Below are 18,202 nucleotides of genomic sequence, written 5' to 3' on the forward strand. Positions count from 1 at the left end.
GTGAGACTATGAGGTTTGCGGCAAAGGTTTACTACGATGGCACGGCATTTTACGGCTCTCAGCGTCAGCCGGAGAAACGCACCGTTGAGGGAGAGCTTCTCCGCGCTTTGAGCACCTTTGGCGAGGTGAGGAACTTCAAGAGCGCCGGAAGAACAGACCGCGGGGTGAGTGCACTGGGCAACGTCTTCGCCTTTGAAATCGCTACAAAGCCCGAGCCCAGGGCGGTGAATGCACAGCTGAGCAGGGATATAAGGGTGCTTGCAATAAGGGAGGTGCCTGAAAGTTTTCACCCGCGCTACAAAGCCCTCCACAGAACCTATAAGTACTTCCTCTACGATGAGGGCTTTGATGTTGAGGCGATAGGACGGGCGTGCCGCCTCCTTGAGGGTGAGCACAGCTTTCACAACTTCACCCGCGCCAGGGGGAAAAACTGCATGCGGAAGCTTCTCAGGGTTTCTGCTGACAAAAACGGTGAGGTCATTGTGCTGACCTTTAAAGGGGAGAGCTTTCTCTGGGAGATGGTGCGCAGGCTGACGAGTGCGCTGGTGATGGTGGGGAGGGGTGAACTCAGCCTCGAGGTGCTTGAGGAGGCTCTACACCCGGGGGTGGAGCGCACTTTTTCAGCGGCACCGCCTGAGTTTCTCGTACTGTGGGAGGTTGCCTATGAATTTGAGTTTGAGCACGAAGAGTACACAGTGAGGCAGCTTGTGGCGCTGCTCAGGGAGAGGTTCTCGTCGCTCTACGCAAAGGCTGCGCTTGCAAGGGCCATGTACCAGGAGCTCAAATGCTGAACTTCTCCCTCAGCGCAGTCCTGCGGAGCACATGCCAGGTATCGCCCCGGAGAATCACCCTGAAGGCATGCTCTATCACAGGGCGGTAGAAATCGCAGTAGTAGCTCTTGCTGTACATGCTCCCCTGAGTGGAGTATACCTCCGCAGGGCAGGGGGCGCCGCAGATGTTTCTGAAGAGGCAGAGGTTGCACTCTTCGATTTCCTCAACCGCACGCTTCGCTACCTGTTTGAAGCCCTCTGAGCTTGAGATGTCCTCAATAGTATTGTCGAATATGCCGCCTCCTGCGAACTCCTGCATACCTATAAACTCACCGCAGGGGTAGCAGGTACCGTCTGCTGCGACTGAGAAGAACCTCCTGCCAGCGCCGCAGGGCGAGATGTCGCACATGAGCACCCTGGCGCCCGGAGCGATTATGCCGAGCAGAAGGTTGGCAAAGTCGCCCACCACAATTCTCTGCCCCTGCTTTGTAAGCTCAATCGCTGTATCAACAGCCTTAATAAAATCCTCTGCCAAACTGTGCGGCTCCGGGCGGAGGGTAAGAGAATCCTTCTGGGTGCCCCTGACGGGGTTCATAAGGCACAGCGAAACCTTCCGCCCATGCAGGAATTTTACCATATCGGCAAGCTGTCTCTGGTTGTGTTTTGTTATGGTGGTCACCACATTCAGGCCTCTATAGCCGGAGAGCCACTCCAGTACCTCGAGAACCTTCCTGTAGTGCCCCCGCCCGCGCAGCAGGTCATTGGTCTCCTCCAAGGGAGAATCCAGGGAGATGCCTATGTTCACCTTTCTTTCCCTTATAAACTCTGCATCCTCCTCTGTTAGCAGCAAACCATTCGTCTGAATTCCGAAGTTAAGCCTGCCCTGATACTCCTCAATCACCCTGAATATATTCTCCCTGTTCATCAGGGGCTCGCTTCCATGAAACACCATGGTGCCCTTAAGCCCTCTGTCCTCAAAAAATTCAATTGCCTTCTCAACGACGGCGCAGAGCTCAGCGTAGTCCATGCTTCTCCCGCGCAACTTTATATGCCTTGGCAGGTAGCAGTAGGGGCACGAGGCATTGCACCTGTCGGTGGGGTTAACGTAGAGCAGTATAATCTCTCTGCTGAACCTCAGAGACCTCATCTCCCCTATCAGCTCATCCCTCACTCTGGAGTACAGCTCTTCCAGCTTCTTCTGCTCACCAACACCCCAGAAATTCGTCTCAGGGTCTAGCTTGAACTCCGTCCCGTCGATTGTAAGGCTCTGGAACATTATCACCACCAAAAAAGAAGATTAAAAGGGCGACTCATCACCCTGCATCACATAGTGGGTTAAGCCAGCCCCCCTGTACCTGCACTCCATCCTGTAGCTGATTTCAATGCTTTCATCTTCCAAATAACCCACCTCAAAAGGTATACGCACTATTTTGACAACCATGCTATATTTAAGCTTTTTCTCAAATAACGTTGACCGGAGAATCAAGTTTACCTGACTGAGGAGAAGGCCTTCACCTCGTGAGGAGGTAGCCTGCCACAATGGCAAGGACTATGCCGGCGGCATTGACCGCCTTAATCCTCTCCCCCAGGATGAGCATGGCAAGTATGGCGCTCACCGCGGGATAGAGCGCTGTGAGGGGTATAACTATGCTGGCAGGATATCTTTCAAGTGCAAACAGAAAGAGCAGCGAGGCCGCGACGCCGATTAGTGTACCCAGAGACAGAAATACCGCAGGCTGTGACGCCGTGAAGCCTATACCCCTGGAGTAGAGGTATGCCAGGACGGCGATATTGGTGAGCATATAAACCACATTTGTTACAAAAAGAGCGCGAAAGAGGCCAAGCCTGTCCACACCATACTTGTAAAGAAACCCCCAGGTTCCCCACAGGATGACTATCATGGCCCCCAATATTGAAATCTCGAGTTTCATGGCTCAGAAGGCTAGGCTAACGTTGTAAGATATTCCTTCAGAATAAAAGTATCCTGCGAGGGCTTTCACCCCCCTTTTACAGGAAAATTTTTAAGCTCCGCCTATCATTCACAAAATGTGGTGCCATGGTAGAGGCTGGCATAGTGGTGCAGGTGCTTTTCTGGGGCATCTACGCAGGATGCATATACATGCTCCTTGCCACAGGCTTAACCCTCATCTTCGGTGTTATGAAGGTTGTGAACTTTGCCCATGGCGAGTTTCTCATGCTGGGCTCCTACATAACCTTCTGGGTGGTTACCCTTCTGGGAATCAATCCCTACATTGCAATTATACCCTCAATGCTACTGCTCGGCATAGTTGGCATAGGTGTGGAGCGCCTCGCCTTTCGTCCAATCCTTGGCACTGGTAAGCTGAATGAGATATTCGTCAGCCTGGGTTTAATATACATACTCCAGAACGGCGTGGCGTTTCTCTGGGGCGACGACTTCAGGAGCATGCGCAGCCCCTACTCTGCGAAAACCATACCCCTGGGCGGCATCAACCTCCCCTTTGACTACATCATCCTGGTGTTCTTCACCGCTGTAATTCTGCTGGGACTCCATCTGTTCCTAAAGAAAACCAGCCTGGGCAGGGCTATGCGTGCCACAAGCCAGAACAGGAAGGCGGCGATGCTCATGGGAGTAAATGTTGAGCGCATCGACATGCTCAGCTTTGGCCTTGGCGTAGCCCTAGCCGCCGCCGCAGGTTCACTTTGGGCAATAAGCGGCCAGCTCTTCAACCCCTACACTGGTTCCCTCCCTGCGATTAAGGCCTTTGCGATAATAATTCTCGGAGGCCTGGGTAGTATTCCCGGCGCAATAGTGGGCGGACTCATCTACGGCATCGCAGAGAATGCAGGCGGCTACCTGTTCGGCAACTACTGGAAGGATGCGATTTCCTTCCTGATACTCATCGCAGTGCTGATACTCAGGCCTCACGGTATATTCGGAGAGGGAGAGGAATGAGGCTGAAGCTCCTCTGGCTAGTGGCACTTGCAATTGCCCTGCTCCTGCCACTGATGGTGGGCGAGAGTCCCTACCTCATGAGGGTTCTCATCATACTAATAATCTTCATAATCTACACCCACGCCTGGAATCTCCTCGCCTATTCAGGGCAGGCTTCTTTAGGCCACGCGGCCTTCTTCGGCATCGGCGGCTACGCCTCGGCGCTGCTGGCAGGGAAGTTTGGAGCATCGCCCTTCCTGGCAATCTTCATCGGCGCAGTATTTGCCGCCCTTGTTGGCGTCTTCGTCGGAATAATATGTGTGCGCCTGCGGGAGTGGTTCTTAGCAATGGTAACCTTTGGCTTCTCAATAATAATAGGCACCATCTTCCTCAATCAGTTCACCTCGCTGTTTGGAGGTGTGGACGGTATGCCGGCGAGGCGCTTCTTCAGTGCCACCCTAGAGCACCGGTACCTCTACGAGTACTACTTCATGCTCCTCCTGGCTATAGCCACCACCCTTCTCATATACTTCATAATGCGCTCCAGGCTTGGCATTGCCTTCTCGGCAATAAGGGAGAATGAGCTCGAAGCCAAGATTCTCGGGGTAAACACCACAAAGTATAAGCTTATAGCCTTCCTGATAAGCACCTACCTCGCAGGCCTGGCCGGAGCACTCCAGACGCACAGCTTCGCGTACATAACGCCCGAGATATACAGTGTGCACACATCCTTCTGGCCGGTGATTTATGCAATAGCTGGCGGATTGGCGACGCTTGAGGGGCCCATACTGGGCACAGTGGCGATAACACTGCTATGGGAAGGGCTCAAGAATCTGGGCCTCCACTTTGAGCGCTTTGTGATTATCGGCCTCCTCCTGGTGGCGGTGGTCATATTTATGCCCAGAGGTCTGGCCAGCGTCTTCGACAGGTGGAGGTAGTAATTGTTTTATTGGTACTTTGAATCAATATCGCATTTCCTTCAAATTTTCATCCTGGTTTTGCTGTTTCAAGATTTCAGCCATTTCAGAAGCTTTTACAATCCTTATCCCTTTATAATCTTGCAGATTTAACAGATGTCTATCACCTGATACAATATAATCTGCTTTACCTTCTACTGCACACTCAATTACCTTGTTATCTGCTGGGTCAGCCTGAACTGCGTTCAGCTTAATCTGGGGGTTGATTATTTTTGCCATAGAATACAACTTGTTCATTATCACCTTCACATTCTGCCCAGAACTTTCAATTATAGACTTCAGCTTCTGGTCTTCTAGGACTCTCTCAACCTCTTCTAAGATTTCAACTGAAAGTAAAAGCTGGGCTTCTTCGGAGTCAATCCTCTCCAGGATTTCAGATGGTTTCCCCCTCCAGAGGAAACCTGAAACCACCACATTTGTATCAAGGACAATCTTCATTTTTTAGCCCTAATCCTTCTTATTATCTCTTCCAGGTCTTCCTCTTTTAAGCCTGCTTTTCTAATCTCCTCATGGATGGGCTCTGCGATCTCCATAAAGGTTCTCTCAAGGGCTGTTTTTTCTATTTTCTTAAATAGTATGGTATCACCCTTCCCATAAACCAGAAATTTGTCTGAAGGTTTTATATGCATCATTTTTCTGATGCTTGCAGGGATAACAACCTGCCCCTTGGAGCTTACTTTTATGACTTCTACTTCCATCTTCCTCACCCTCCAAACTGTCTTACATTTCTTACATTATCTAAATTGGCATCGTAACAACATAAAATATCAGATAATTTCGACTCTGTTAAAAATTAAAATTCTAAACCCTCGCCTCCTCAAGGGCGTGGGCGCAGGGGCATCTGCGCTCTTCGGGAATGAGCTTCACCGCCTCCAGTATCAGCCTCTTGAGCTTCTCCTCATTTTGCTTCACCACCTCGATAACCTCGGTGGCGGTGAGCTTCTCCTGCTTTATGCCCGCGGCGTAGTTGGTGACTGTGCATACGCTGGCATAGCACATCTCCAGCTCCCTGGCGAGCACCACCTCCGGCATGCCCGTCATCCCCACAATATCACATCCAAGCCTAGAGAGCATGCGTATCTCCGCGGGCGTCTCAAAGCGCGGTCCCTCTGTCGCTGCATACGCCCCGCGCTCTTCCACCTCGCCCAGTGTACCCTTTGCGGCCTCTATAATAGCTGAGCGCATCTCGGGGCAGTAGGGCAGGGTCATATCCACATGCACCGCCTCGCTATCGTAGAAGGTGGAGCTGCGCGAGCGTGTGAAATCTATGAAGTCGTGGGGCACCACCACATTACCCGGGGCAAGCCTCGGGCTAATCCCCCCCACAGAGTTTGTGGCTATTACACGCGTTACGCCCAGCTGCTTCAGCGCATAGATATTGGCACGGTAGTTAACCCTGTGCGGGGGAAGTTCATGCTTTACCCCATGCCGGGGCATAAAAACCACGCTCCTCCCACTGAGCTCGCCTAGAAACGCAGGCGAAGCTTTGCCGTAGGGTGTTTCTAAGACCCTTCTCTCCTGCTCTCTGAAAACCTTGGGGTCGTATATCCCCGTGCCGCCTATAATAGCTATACGCTGCATAGAGCATGCTCTCCTGAAAGGCTAAGCCTTCGTTGGCTTCTTCCTTCTGCCACGTATTCCAAGGAAGGCCACCATTGTGAGTACCAGACCGAGGGTGAGTGAGAGCGCGAACATCTCGTTGGCAATTTTTCCCCGCATGTAAAGTGCCATCGAGTCGAGAATCAGGCGAAGTGCTATGACGAAGACCATGAGAACCATGTAGGTGCTCACATTCTCCTCCTCAAGCAGAGCGTCGATGCTCTTACCTCCAAGGGCAATGAGCGCGGCGAACATAAAGAAGTCTATAGAGGCGACAATAAAGTCGGGTATGCCTTCTGCAAGGTTCACATACCCGTGGGCTTCAACTTCACGCCAGCCTACGAAGGCGCCCAGGATGGTGAGAATCACAGCAACAAGGTATGTAAAGAAGGACAGTTTGCCAGCTATGAAGGATGTCTTGAACTCCTCAAAGCTGCGCGAAATTATCCCCTCAAGGTCGAACCCCTTTATTATAAGAAACACTCCCAGCACGCCGCCTATAAGGCGCCAGCTGTGTGGACCCAGAAGCATGTACAGCACCAGTGCTATGCCCGGCAGCCCTATTATTATGCGCGATAGCTTGGGGTCATTGGCTATGCCCTTCATGAAGTCCAGAAGCAGATAGTAGGTGCTCTCCAGCTTTTCGCTCTGCTTCACAATCACCCTGCTGAGTGAGATAACCTTGGCGCGGGATTCAACTATGGGCAAAATATGCTCATCCTCGGCACCGTCGGTCACGAGAACAACACCATCAGGAGAAAAATCGGCGAGGATTTTATCCAGCTGCTCTGAGAGCGTCTCGTCGCTCACAACGCCGACATTCTCATCCCCCACCAGCGTGGCAACCCTGACGTCGCGACCCTGCTCGCGGTAGAAGTCATACAGCCTCACCGCCTCGAATATGGTGTTTGTGTCGCTCTCCGTGGGGTCCTCTAAACCCAGCTTTACCGCCACACGCAGGTTTTCCTCTCGGCCGACGATGGGACCCTTCTCCCCGGTCTTGCGGGTGATATCCGCGTCGCGGTCAACGCAGATTACGTATATTCGCCTTGTTTCCATAACCGTTATAGGAACCACCAGCGGGTTCCTATCACCTCCTGCTACCGTAGATACGCAGTTTATACGAGGTTGAATCTTCTCAGCAGGTATATGTCCTCCAGGTCGAGCTTCTCTCCGCGCTTGAAGCGCTCGTATATTGCCTTCGCCTCCTCGCGCAGCTCCTTCTCACTCTTCTCGCGGTGCAGCAGCTCAAGGCCAGTTTCCAGCTCCACAATCTCCTTCTCAAGTTCCTTGAGCTTTGGTACCTTCTCATCCAGCTCGGCATTGAGTTTGTCCAGCTCCTGGGTAAGCGCCATCTTTTCCTTGTTTATCTCATCTATCTTCTGCTCCAGCTCCTTTATCTTTTCCACAGCCGCCACAAAGGCCTCGTGGTACTTCTGTGACTCGTCACTCAGCTTTATAATCTTCTCATGAATCTTCTTTGACGCCTTGCGCTTCTTTTCCAGCCTCTTTGAAATTTCAATAAGCTCCTTGTAGTTGGCAAGCTCCTTCTCAATCTCGGCGACACGCTTTACAAGCTCATCCTCCTTCTTAATCTCCAGGACGCTCGTCTGAAGCTTCCACTCCAGGCGGTTCTTCTCCCGCTGGAGCCCCTTGAAGTCGCCCCTGGGAGCACGCTCCTTAGCCTGCTTATACTCATCCAGAATCTTCTTTACCTCGGCGTTGGCTTCTTCGCGCTGTGCCTTGAGCTTTTTTATCTCCGCGTTTAACTTGTCCCGCTTCTCTCTTGCCTTGTTGGCTTCGGTATTCTTCTTCTTTATCGCCTCTATGATGTCACGCTTGCGCTTGTTCAGCTCGCGCAGACGCTTGCGCTTTGTGGACACATCATGCTTCATCCGCCGTATCTCAACTTCAAGTTCATCGCGCTTCACTGTGAGCTCTTCCAACTTCACATCCATAGCAGACTCTCCACTAGCTAATTGGCGATATAGGGGGTAAACTTAACCTTTGTAAAGATGATATGCCTTTCCAGGCGATAAGGCGAGCAATACGCCCGCAGCTGCGAATGCAGTACACCCTTTTCCTATATCCATGTTTTTCACATCATAATATTTCTAAAAGAATTCAATATACTCATAAGCTTTCTTCATACCATCGAAGCTGTAGTGCACTTGGTTAAATTCTCTCCTCAATTCTGCAACGTCCTTTTTAACTTTTTCGGTGCTTTCGCCTCTGATAGCGACCCTTGCAATGAGCTCGGCTATGGTGCGCATCTCGCTCTCCTTCATCCCCAGCCTTGTTATCTCCTGCGTTCCTATCCTTATTCCACTGGGGTTGGCACTCCTGTTTATATCGTCCCAGGGCAGGAGGTTTTTGTTCAGGATAATGTTCGCCTTCTCCAGGTCCTCTGCAACCCGGGTACCGCCGCCGTGCTTCGCCACGTCGATGACCACCTGATGCGACTCTGTAAAGCCCCTGTGCTCACAGAGCACATCGAAACCCTCCTCGCTCAACGCCTGAGCAAGCGCTTTTGAATTTTTTACCACCTGCCTTGCATAAGCTTCGCCGAATTCAAGCATTTCTGCAAGGGCCACCGCAAAGCCGGCCATGTGGTGAAGGTGGTGGTTGGACACCAAGCCAGGGAAAACTGCACGGGTGAGCTTCTTGGCATAGCCCTCCCTTGCGAGAATTACACCCCCCTGTGGTCCCGGAAAGGTCTTGTGCCTGGAGGCAGAGACCACATCAGCACCCTCTTCCAGGGGCTGCTGGAACTGCCCGCCAGCGATCAAGCCGAGCACATGCGCACCGTCGTACATCACCGTAGCCCCCACCTCTCGTGCAACTTCGCTGAGCTCACGCACCGGATGGGGGAATAAGAATATACTTGCACCGAAGAGAAGCAGCTTTGGCTCAACCTTGCGAATCTTCTCCGCAGCTTTGTCCACGTCTATGTTCATCTCCTGCACATCAAACGGAAAGCTCTTAACCTTCAATCCGCGCACCCCTGCGGCGCTGAGTTCGGCGTGCGATATATGTCCACCGTGCGGTACCTGAAGTGCCATCATGGTATCTCCCGCCTTCGCCAGCGCAAAGAAACACGCAAGGTTGGCAACTGTACCCGAAGTTGGCTGCACATTTACGTAGTGCGCATTGAACAGCTTCTGGGCAAGCTCTATTGCGAGAAACTCAACCTCATCGATGTACTTGCACCCCTGGTAAAAACGCCTTCCCGCCTCTCCCTCGGCGTAGCGATGGGAGAAGTCGCTGGCGCATACCTCACGCACAAGCAGCGAGGTAACATTCTCACTCGCTATCAACGGAAGGTTCTCGCTAAACCAGCGGTGATGTTCCTTAAGGATGTCCCTTACCTTAAATGCCTGCTCGCGATTGCTCATTGAGATACCACCACTAAATCCAACTCTCTCATTATTAATTCTGTAACGATTGAAAAGGCTGTCATGAGTATACCTTCGAGGTTTATAAATGTAAACACAGCTCAAAAATATCCCTACATCTCATCTCGTAGATTCCGATACCTCACTCATTCCAGTATTCACTTCAAGTAGCTATCAATATTCCTGCAGTATATCTCCCTAACCACTTCATAAAAAAAAGCGAACCCAAAAAAATAAAAATGGTAGGAAGCTTAAAGCTTCCTCCTCAGTGCTCTGTATGCAGCCAGTGGCAACAGCGCTATAGCTGCTATTGCAGTGGGACCACACACACCTTTGGCTCCCTTCGCAGCACTCTTTGCCTCTTCTGCCTCCTTCGTGGCCATCTCTACCTCAGACTCAAGTTCTGCCACCTGTTGACTCAGTACCTCGTACTTTCTGGAAAGCTTCATGTACTCCTCACTCAGCGTCGCGCCTGTCTCTGGGGACCTTGCGGCGATCTCTGCAAGCTTCTTCTTTATCTCCTCATCCATCATCTTCCAACCCTGTTCCGCAAGTCTGGAAGCTTTGCCCAGAGTGAGCCAAGCTTCGTCTGGGTCGTGAAATCCGTCACTGTTCTCGGCAGTCCACCACTCCCAGTTCATGTGCGCCTGGCTGTGGAGCTCTCTCGCCTCTTCAAGCTTGGCCTGCTCTACGCCAAGCTTGTCTGCAAAGGCTATGGTCTCAACAAGCCTTGAGAGATGGAACTCCGCATCTCTCATCTTGCCCTTCGAGTACTCTTGAATCGCCTCTACAACGTAGTTTGCCTGTTCTTCGTTCCAGTTGGCATGGCACTTCAGGCAGGTTTTGTCCATGCTTATGTCCTGCGGGCTTATTGGCGAGTGGAGCTTAATCCCGTCCTGCTCCGGCATATGGCAGTCTATGCAGGTTACTCCAGCCTTCTCGTGCTTGCTCTCCCACCATACTTCAACCTCTGGATGCTGTATCTTTATCAACCTCGCCTTGGAGATTCCATGCCTGAATGTATAGATTCCGAGCTCCTTTGTATAGAACTTATAGCCATCGTCGATGTTCCGCCAGGTAAATACGTTTGTTCTCGGGTCACTGAACTTTAGCTTCTTATCGGTCTTTATATCCGTTACCGGATTGCACTCGTAGTCCACGTGGCATTGGGCACAGGTTAGCCAGTTAAGCTTCGGGTCCTTCTCCTCGGTGTCCCACACTATTACTTCTCTGTAGTTGTTCTTAACTGCCGGATAGGCGACTACTTTGAGCTTCTTATTGGCCTTCTCATTCTTCTCCTCGTCGTACGGGAATGGGCCGCGCTCCTTTACCGACTCTATCAGCGCATCCCTCACTACGCGCATCTTTGCAAAGTGCGGGTCGTGGCACTGCACACAATTTAGGGAGTACTTTATTGTGCCCTTCGCTATGTCCTCAGCCGCCACATCGTTGCCAGCTCTCACGAACTTCGCATAGCCGGTGGTGTTGCCACCCTTGGATATTGTTTCCCAGCCCACAATATAGTCGGTTGTCTTGCAGTTCAGGCAAACTCTATTACCTGCACCGAAAGTCCAGGGCTTAATACCCGCAACGTCCTGCTTGCCCTTCCAGGGCGCATTCTCGTAGTTTTTACCGGAGTCCACTATCAGCCTCTGGATGTTGCCGTCCCAGTCCTCAGGCGGAGCAAAGAGCCTGTAGTCCTGGAGTCTGAATCTGCCCTTGTAGCCCCTGTCCACAATCACGTGGTCCAGCAGCATGAAGATGTGGCTCCTGGGCTCTGCGTGCTCAAAAACAAAGCCATAGCGGTGCAGGAGTAGGTCGAAGGCGGGCGCTCTGCCCACGGGAGTACCCTTCTCCACTTTGGGTGTCGACTTCCAGTTCACCTGTATGTACTGCTCGTAGTACTTCTGGTGGCACTGACCACAGAACTTTGGTCCCTCTTCAAGTGGCTTAACACTGGGCTTTGTTTTTTTCGGGCTGGACATATGTTTTTGAAGCTGCTCTGAACTGTCGCCATGACAGGTGCTACAGTCAAGCGCAGTGTGCTCGCCCTCCTGAAGGAAACCATATACATCACTGTGGCAGGTTTTGCACTGACCCTTAAATTCCTCTGCGCTTGCACCGCCGCCGAGTAAAACTATACCCACCAGCAGAGCAAACGCAGCCATGCCATATTTTAAAACACACCTCATTTTTGTAACCCCTAGATAATTTTGGGGGAGGATTATATAAATTTTTTTACATAATTATTTTATAATTACTTAATTAAATTTTTAAACTTTGTCATTTAAGAATCCCTCGAGTAGACTTATTCCCATTTCGGAATTGTACTCACTTACCCCTCAGATGCTCAATCGCTTTAAGAAGCAGCTCCCTGTATTTCTTTTCTGTGGTCTGGGCTTCTATAAAAACAATATCGTTTATCACAATCTTGGGCACCGCAGTTACCTCATAGGAATCTGCCAGCGCGCTGAACTCCGTGGCGTCGTATATGTGTAGCGTGATTCCCTCGCTTGCTTTGGCGAGCTTTGCTGCAGCTATCACCGCCTTGGAGCAGTACCTGCAGGTGGGCGTGGTGAATATCTTTATCTCCATGCTGTCTATGGATGGCAACTCATTGCTCTCGCGAACGCCGCTTATAATCCTGATTATCTCCTCAAACGCCTCGGCTTCCCTGTGCTTTGGTATGCCATGGTAGTAGATGTTTCCAATGCGCAGTGCGGGCGCAGGTGTTACTCCCACGTCCTCTTTAATTTTTATCATGGGCAAAGTACTTCTGATTTTCTCGAGAAATCCTTCCATCTCGGTGCCATCATTAACCCTGATGACCACCTCTCCCTTAACCTCAGAAATGCCCCTGCCCATACTACTGACCCTTTCCAAGCACCTCTAAGGTCTCCCTCCCGGTGGTGCTGAGGAAGTACTTTCTATCCTGGTCCTGATCTATCAGCTGTGCCTGCTTCAGAATCTTCAGATGGAAACTCAGCTTTGCAGGATCCTCAATACCAAGATGGTCACGGATATCCCTGAACCTGACCTTACCCCGGGAATACAGGTATTCCAGGGTTTGCCGCCGGATTGGATTTGAGAGTGCCTTAATAATCTCGTCGGAAATCGTACCCGTGAGTGCGCTGCTGCGCCTCTCAAACTTCGCCTCCTCAAGCACACGGCGAATGGTATTCTGGACCTCGTTTATCTTGAAGGGCTTCTCTATGTAGTCACTTGCACCCTTCTTAATCGCCTCCACAGCGCTGTCTATGGTCGCAAAGGCTGTAATTATTATCACCTTGACCTCCGGTTTTATCCTCTTTACCTCTGCAAGCAGCTCCATTCCACTCATATTCGGCATGACTAGGTCGGTGAGCAGCACATCGAAGTTCTCATTTTTTATCTTCTCCAGCGCCTTCTCCCCATTTTCCACGCTCTCCACATCATAGCCATCCTCCCGCAACATCTCCTCAAGTCCAGTCCTCAACCCTTCATCATCTTCTGCTATCAATATCCTCGCCATTTCACTCACCCAGTGGAAGAATTATCCTGAAGGTGCTCCCAACGCCAACCTCACTCTCGACCTCTATTCTCCCTCCGTGACGTTCAATTATTCCATAACTCACGCTCAGCCCGAGACCGGTACCCTTGCCCACGCCCTTTGTCGAGAAGAAGGGATCAAAGATTTTACTGAGGTTCTCCTCCGGGATACCTTCACCGGTATCTGTGATGCTTATCTCGACCTCTCCATCTCTTCGCCGTGTGTCTATTATAAGAGTACCTCCTCCGGGCATAGATTCAATTGCATTGTTTATTATGTTTACCAGCACCTGCTGTATCTGTGCGGGGTCTGCCTTCACCTCCGGCAGAGTTTTATTCAAATTTTTTATTACCTTTATATTATTTATAGATATCTGAGGCTGGAGTATCTCGAGAGTTTTGCTAACCACCTCATTTAAGTTCACATCTCTGAATTTTGGTTCCATCTGTCTTGAGAATTCCAGAAGACTCTTAACTATCCTTGCAGCCTGATTTGCCTGCTCCTCAATGATCCTGAGCTTCTTCTTTGCCTTTTTATCTTTAACCTTCTGAATCAGCATCTGGGCGTACAGTGAGATATTGCCAAGAGGGTTGTTGATCTCATGGGCAATACCTGCAGCGAGCTTGCCCAGGGTGGCAAGCTTCTCGCTCCTGATAATCTGTTTTTCCTTGTTGCGCAGGTCACGCACCATCCGGTTGAAGCTTGCCGCCAGGTCACCTATCTCATCGTTGCGTTTTACATCTATTGCAACGCTGTAATCTCCTTTTCCCACCCTGCTCAGTGCATCCTTAAGGATGTTTATCGGCATAATAATCGTGCCTTTAATTATGAAATACAGGAGAACAATAATGCTCCAGAGGAGTACCACCGCCGAAAAGGCGAGGGTTCTCCTGGTTTCGCGGAGGTTTTGCATCGCCTCGTCCATGGGTATGGTCACCACAATTGCGCCGTGCACATCACCACTCCTGTAACCCTGGTCGATGTGGCAGCGCAGGCAGGGTTCCTCCATTATTATCGGCCCCGCATATTCGAAGTACTTCTTTCCATTTGCCTCGTATATCCTGTACATATCGCGGGGCTCGCTATCATGGAACCTGTCTATGGCTATGCTCTGGAATTCATTCTCCGGCAGATTCTCTGTTCCTATCGGTTTTTTGGAAACCATCTTCCACTTATAGGAGAACTTGCGGTTGGAGAGCACAGAAAGCACAGGTTCAATCCGCTCCTTATTCTGGGCGTTCCACAACCTCACCAGAACAACCTGATCCGCTATACCCTTTGCCTGCTCCTTCAGCAGACTCTCCATGTGCCTCTCGTTTATGACGTATATCCATGAGAACAGCCCAAAGATGAGCATCAGCATCACAAAGCCCACCAGTAGCATAACCTTGGTGCCCACGCTCAACCTTCTAATGGCTCTCACCTCCCAGCAGGAAATGGGATACCAGCAGCGGAGAGATTGGATCCGAGATGTCCAGCACCAGCAAACCATTATTGAAGTCCGCCAAGTAAAGCATATCCCCGTCTATGTGGAACCCAAAGGCATTGCCAGGGGTGTCATAATGGGACAGCAATCTCGGCTTTGCTGGTATGGTTATATCGAACACGTATAGCCCATGGCTACCGGTGGTGACAAAGGCTATGTTACCCAGAAGCTTTACCTTTATCGCATATCCTTTAGTGTTGATGTTGCTGAGCTTTACAGGTTTTTCTGCCTGCGTAATGTTTATTATATCAACGCCAGCATCGCTATCCGCAAGAACGGCAATTCCATCTTTCACAGCCACGGAATATGCCACGCCCCTGCTTTTATAGGTTGCCACCAGGCTTAGATTCCTCCTCTCGACTATCCTCATGCCCCCTGTGAAATCTGCGAGGTAGATGTAGTTCTCATCCACAAAGAGGTCCCGCACATGTTCATAACCGGGAGGGTCAAATTTGCCTATAAGGGTAATGTTCTCTATGCTGGAGATGTTCAGCACAAGTAAACCGTCCGTGCTGTCGAAGTTTGCTATGTAGGCTTCATCGCCCCTCGCCACAATCTGCTTAAGATTTCCCCTGTAGCTGAAAGCTGAAACAAACGCTGGTGCCTCTGGATTTGAGACGTTTATAACCTTAAGCCCGTCCAGGCCGTCGCACACAAATGCATAGCCCTCTTTTACAAGTATGCCCTCTGCCTGTCCAGTGGTTCTCATGCTGCCCACGAGACGGGGATTGTCGAAGTCTGAGAAGTCAATTATACTCACCCCCCAGCTCGATGTGACATAGGCATAGGGGTAGTCAACAAAGACGTCGAGAAAGCCGGTGGACTGCTCCATACTCTCCCCCGGCGAGGAGCTCTCTTCTGTGCTTCCTGTGCAGCCTGCAAACAGAATCATGAACAACAGCACAAACTCGCGCATTTTCTGTTCCTTCACCATTCTGAATTAATAACCCTACCGTCAATTAAAATTTTCTTTGTTAGAACAGAGCTGTTAGGTAATGAACACTCAGCTGGAGGAACTCAGAGCTGTACTGAAGGATAGAGACAGGATAGTGCTTGCCTTTTCCGGAGGACTGAGCAGCACATTTCTCGCCCATGTACTGAAGGAGATGGGTAAGGACTTTGTCGCTGTGACCGTGGACAACGGGTTGCTTCCGAATATGGATGCGATAAAGGATGTGGCTCGCACTCTGGGGATTGGACACGAGGTTGTGGAAGTGGAGGTGCTCAGTGACAGAGGCTTCATCGAGAACAGTTCAGAGAGATGCTACTTCTGCAAGAAGTACATGATTAAGGCGCTCAAGGACTTTGCAGAGGCTCGGGGCTACACCTGCGTCATGGACGCCAGCGACAGGAGCGACCTGCACAGCTACCGCTCGGCTGTTATTGCGCTGTACGAGGAGGGGGTGTTGACGCCGCTCATAGACGCGAGGCTGGGCAGGGAGGAGATAGAAGAGTATGCGGGAAGGGTGAGCCTGCCTCTGCCTGCACCCGAGAGCTGCCTTGCCACCAGGATTCCCCACGAGGTGTGGATAAGGCGGGAGATTATAGAGAGGGTCCGCCGGGTTGAGGAGGATATCCGCGTGCTCGGGTTCTCTGCGGTGAGGGCAAGGGTTCACGACTCTCTGCTCAGGATTCAGTTTCTTGAGGGTGAGCAGGAGCTCGCTCTGGAGAGGAGGATGGAAATTCTTAAGGCTGCGAGGAGTCAGGGGTTTGCGTATGCCACTATCGATGTGGAGGCTCTGGATGTTTAATCTAGCGCCTTCTCTCTTTTAGAAACCCATTCCATCAAAGGCAGCATTGCATTTCTGAGTTCAATTCCATCGCAGGTCAATGAATATTCCACCCTTGGCGGTATCTCTGCAAAAACTTCCCTTTTTATTAACCCGGCATTTTCCAGTTCTTTCAACCTGTCAGACAGCGTCTTTGGACTTATACTCTCTAAATTCTCCATTATTTCATTAAACCTCAGTTTTTCATTGTTGCCCAGAGCGCTAATAATTAGCAGTGCCCATTTTTTGCTGATAATATTTATGATTCCTTCAATAGGGCATAAACAGATTTCATCTTCTTTGTTTTCTATACAACCATTACTTTCTCTTTGCACAGTGCCTCACCTTTTCTTTACTTCCTATACCACTATAAACTTGATAGTTTAAATACTTTATTATTTATACTTACTGCAGAACATAAAGTTTTGGAGGTAGAAAAATGTGTAGAGAATGTACTGCACCTGTGCAACTTCGAAGAGCTTTCCCCTGCGGATGCGGCTGTCTGGGAGCCAGGCGATTCCTCACGTCAGAGGAGAGGATAGAGATGCTTGAGGAGTACAAGAGGGAGCTGCAAAGGGAGATTGCAGGCGTGGAAGAGGCAATAAGGGAGATAAGGCAGGGATGAGATAGACTGTCGTGCTGGTAGGGCGTCCCACCCGAGCCAGCACTGGAACCATCGGAAATTATATATTCCCCTCATTCAAACTCTCTTGCATGTTCGGCGAAGAGGAGTTCAGGCAAGCGCTCCGCGCCTATGAGGCAGAGACCTCCAAGCAGGGTGGTGATGAGTTCACATCCATGCGAAGGGGTAACAAATTCTTCGCCGACATCACCTCCCGCGAGGCTGTGGAGGAGCAGATAAGGCTTTTCATCGGCATAATCTCAGGCATGGACCGCGACAGCTATGCTGCACGGTACGTGGTTCAAACCTTTCTTCTGGACTTCTGCCGCTACCTGGACAAGGACTTTCTTTTTAATCTGACGGACCACGCTACCTTTTCGGAGATGAAGGAGGCGCTCAGGGACTTCACCGGCGAGATATATGAGGCCAACAAGCACTTCACCCAGAACATCTCGCTTCACAGCCTGGAGCACCTGCTTGAGGACTACGGCACCCTGCTTAAGTTCGCTGACAGAGGCATCAAGAAGAGAAGGCGTACCGTTAAGCGAAAGAAGAAAAAGAAGCCTGAAGTTAAAGAGGAGGAGTCCGGTCCATTCACTGGTTTATGGGGAGAGGAAGGAAAGCTGTGGTGATAAATATGAGGGTTAGTCTTGACCTTGAGCTGAAAGATACGCCGGGGCAGCTTCTTCTTGCCCTGGAGCCGATTTCAAAGTACGGCGGCAATGTGATAAGCATAATCCATCTTCGCGAAGAGGAGAAGCTGCGCGCGGGCCGGGTGCCGGTGCACTTCACCCTGGATGTGGCGGATGAGGCGAGCCTTGAGCGCATTATAAAGGAGCTTGAAAAGTCCGGTGTGCGTGTAGCCAAGGTGGGGGAGGCGACAAAAAAGGAGACAATCACCCTCCTCCTCGTTGGCCATGTGGTGGACACCGACCTGCGCGACACCATAGACAGGATAAACGCCCTGAAGGGGGTTATGGTCTCGGACCTCAGTCTGGCGATGCCCCATCCAGAGAAGGAGTCCTCTGCTATAGTTGACATAGAGGTTTCGCAGGGCGTTGACAAGCGCATGGTCATGGACAGGGTCTACTCCATAGCAAAGGAGAAGGACCTGGAGATAATTCGCAGCCTGGAGGTATAG

21 protein-coding genes are annotated in these 18,202 nt (G+C 50.8%); 7 read left to right on the forward strand and 14 right to left on the reverse strand.

Going from position 1 to position 18,202, the window contains the following annotated elements; translation table 11 throughout:
- The first annotated feature begins 8 nt into the window (after positions 1-8).
- Entirely contained in the window at positions 9-791 is a 783-nt protein-coding gene (truA, locus tag ACXJJW_RS10155; RefSeq protein WP_456475631.1) for a tRNA pseudouridine(38-40) synthase TruA, read from the forward strand.
- On the opposite strand, the gene cbpB is transcribed toward truA, so the two are convergent.
- Together cbpB and ACXJJW_RS10165 are read right to left on the reverse strand one after the other, a co-directional pair.
- Positions 781-2,046 carry a peptide-modifying radical SAM enzyme CbpB gene (gene cbpB, locus ACXJJW_RS10160; protein WP_456475632.1) on the reverse strand — a complete coding sequence of 422 codons (1,266 nt, stop codon included), beginning with the start codon at positions 2,044-2,046 and terminating at the stop codon, positions 781-783. The two genes, truA and cbpB, sit on opposite strands and share 11 nt — an antisense overlap.
- Positions 2,047-2,281: 235 nt before the next feature.
- Positions 2,282-2,701 carry an EamA family transporter gene (locus ACXJJW_RS10165; protein ID WP_456475633.1) on the reverse strand — a complete coding sequence of 140 codons (420 nt, stop codon included), beginning with the start codon at positions 2,699-2,701 and terminating at the stop codon, positions 2,282-2,284.
- Between the two features lie 125 nt (positions 2,702-2,826).
- Between ACXJJW_RS10165 and ACXJJW_RS10170 the strand changes: the two genes are divergently transcribed.
- Positions 2,827-3,705, forward strand: coding sequence for a branched-chain amino acid ABC transporter permease (locus tag ACXJJW_RS10170; RefSeq protein ID WP_456475634.1), 879 nt, complete (start codon positions 2,827-2,829; stop codon positions 3,703-3,705).
- Positions 3,702-4,622: a branched-chain amino acid ABC transporter permease gene (locus tag ACXJJW_RS10175; RefSeq protein WP_456475635.1), complete on the forward strand. Its 921-nt coding sequence runs from the start codon at positions 3,702-3,704 to the stop codon at positions 4,620-4,622. Before ACXJJW_RS10170 ends, ACXJJW_RS10175 begins: the two co-directional genes overlap by 4 nt.
- A gap of 24 nt (positions 4,623-4,646) precedes the next feature.
- On the opposite strand, the gene ACXJJW_RS10180 is transcribed toward ACXJJW_RS10175, so the two are convergent.
- The 11 genes from ACXJJW_RS10180 to ACXJJW_RS10230 all read right to left on the reverse strand — a co-directional run bounded on the left by ACXJJW_RS10180 (position 4,647) and on the right by ACXJJW_RS10230 (position 15,604).
- On the reverse strand, positions 4,647-5,099 hold the full coding sequence (locus ACXJJW_RS10180) for a putative toxin-antitoxin system toxin component, PIN family (RefSeq protein ID WP_456475636.1): 453 nt from the start codon (positions 5,097-5,099) through the stop codon (positions 4,647-4,649).
- Positions 5,096-5,359, reverse strand: a complete 264-nt coding sequence (locus tag ACXJJW_RS10185) for an AbrB/MazE/SpoVT family DNA-binding domain-containing protein (protein WP_456475637.1) — start codon at positions 5,357-5,359, stop codon at positions 5,096-5,098. The genes ACXJJW_RS10180 and ACXJJW_RS10185 overlap by 4 nt, the downstream gene beginning before the upstream one ends.
- Positions 5,360-5,462: 103 nt before the next feature.
- Positions 5,463-6,242, reverse strand: coding sequence for an S-methyl-5'-thioadenosine phosphorylase (mtnP, locus tag ACXJJW_RS10190; protein WP_456475638.1), 780 nt, complete (start codon positions 6,240-6,242; stop codon positions 5,463-5,465).
- A 21-nt stretch (positions 6,243-6,263) separates the two neighbouring features.
- Entirely contained in the window at positions 6,264-7,337 is a 1,074-nt protein-coding gene (locus ACXJJW_RS10195; RefSeq protein WP_456475639.1) for a DUF373 family protein, read from the reverse strand.
- A 41-nt stretch (positions 7,338-7,378) separates the two neighbouring features.
- The gene (locus tag ACXJJW_RS10200; RefSeq protein WP_456475640.1) at positions 7,379-8,218 is read right to left on the reverse strand and encodes a coiled-coil protein; all 840 of its coding nucleotides are present in this window, start codon (positions 8,216-8,218) and stop codon (positions 7,379-7,381) included.
- A gap of 156 nt (positions 8,219-8,374) precedes the next feature.
- Positions 8,375-9,655 (reverse strand): serine hydroxymethyltransferase, encoded by a 1,281-nt coding sequence (gene glyA, locus ACXJJW_RS10205; protein ID WP_456475641.1) that lies wholly within the window; start codon positions 9,653-9,655, stop codon positions 8,375-8,377.
- A 251-nt stretch (positions 9,656-9,906) separates the two neighbouring features.
- The gene (locus ACXJJW_RS10210; RefSeq protein ID WP_456475642.1) at positions 9,907-11,847 is read right to left on the reverse strand and encodes an ammonia-forming cytochrome c nitrite reductase subunit c552; all 1,941 of its coding nucleotides are present in this window, start codon (positions 11,845-11,847) and stop codon (positions 9,907-9,909) included.
- A 139-nt stretch (positions 11,848-11,986) separates the two neighbouring features.
- Positions 11,987-12,538 carry a thioredoxin family protein gene (locus ACXJJW_RS10215; RefSeq protein WP_456475643.1) on the reverse strand — a complete coding sequence of 184 codons (552 nt, stop codon included), beginning with the start codon at positions 12,536-12,538 and terminating at the stop codon, positions 11,987-11,989.
- Entirely contained in the window at positions 12,522-13,166 is a 645-nt protein-coding gene (locus ACXJJW_RS10220; protein WP_456475644.1) for a response regulator, read from the reverse strand. The genes ACXJJW_RS10215 and ACXJJW_RS10220 overlap by 17 nt, the downstream gene beginning before the upstream one ends.
- 1 nt (position 13,167) lies before the next feature.
- Entirely contained in the window at positions 13,168-14,607 is a 1,440-nt protein-coding gene (locus ACXJJW_RS10225; RefSeq protein ID WP_456475645.1) for an ATP-binding protein, read from the reverse strand.
- The gene (locus ACXJJW_RS10230) at positions 14,594-15,604 is read right to left on the reverse strand and encodes an LVIVD repeat-containing protein (RefSeq protein ID WP_456475646.1); all 1,011 of its coding nucleotides are present in this window, start codon (positions 15,602-15,604) and stop codon (positions 14,594-14,596) included. Before ACXJJW_RS10230 ends, ACXJJW_RS10225 begins: the two co-directional genes overlap by 14 nt.
- A 61-nt stretch (positions 15,605-15,665) precedes the next feature.
- Between ACXJJW_RS10230 and larE the strand changes: the two genes are divergently transcribed.
- A complete protein-coding gene (gene larE, locus ACXJJW_RS10235; protein WP_456475647.1) occupies positions 15,666-16,421 on the forward strand; it encodes an ATP-dependent sacrificial sulfur transferase LarE in 756 nt (251 codons plus the stop codon).
- Here larE and ACXJJW_RS10240 read toward each other — a convergent pair.
- Positions 16,418-16,774: a winged helix-turn-helix transcriptional regulator gene (locus ACXJJW_RS10240; RefSeq protein WP_456475648.1), complete on the reverse strand. Its 357-nt coding sequence runs from the start codon at positions 16,772-16,774 to the stop codon at positions 16,418-16,420. The genes larE and ACXJJW_RS10240 overlap by 4 nt on opposite strands.
- 104 nt (positions 16,775-16,878) lie before the next feature.
- Between ACXJJW_RS10240 and ACXJJW_RS10245 the strand changes: the two genes are divergently transcribed.
- The 3 genes from ACXJJW_RS10245 to ACXJJW_RS10255 all read left to right on the forward strand — a co-directional run bounded on the left by ACXJJW_RS10245 (position 16,879) and on the right by ACXJJW_RS10255 (position 18,202).
- On the forward strand, positions 16,879-17,064 hold the full coding sequence (locus tag ACXJJW_RS10245; protein ID WP_456475649.1) for a MerR family transcriptional regulator: 186 nt from the start codon (positions 16,879-16,881) through the stop codon (positions 17,062-17,064).
- An 89-nt stretch (positions 17,065-17,153) separates the two neighbouring features.
- Positions 17,154-17,693 carry a hypothetical protein gene (locus tag ACXJJW_RS10250; RefSeq protein ID WP_456475650.1) on the forward strand — a complete coding sequence of 180 codons (540 nt, stop codon included), beginning with the start codon at positions 17,154-17,156 and terminating at the stop codon, positions 17,691-17,693.
- 5 nt (positions 17,694-17,698) lie between these two features.
- Positions 17,699-18,202, forward strand: a complete 504-nt coding sequence (locus ACXJJW_RS10255) for an ACT domain-containing protein (RefSeq protein WP_456475651.1) — start codon at positions 17,699-17,701, stop codon at positions 18,200-18,202.

The organism is Candidatus Pyrohabitans sp. (genome assembly GCF_054014795.1).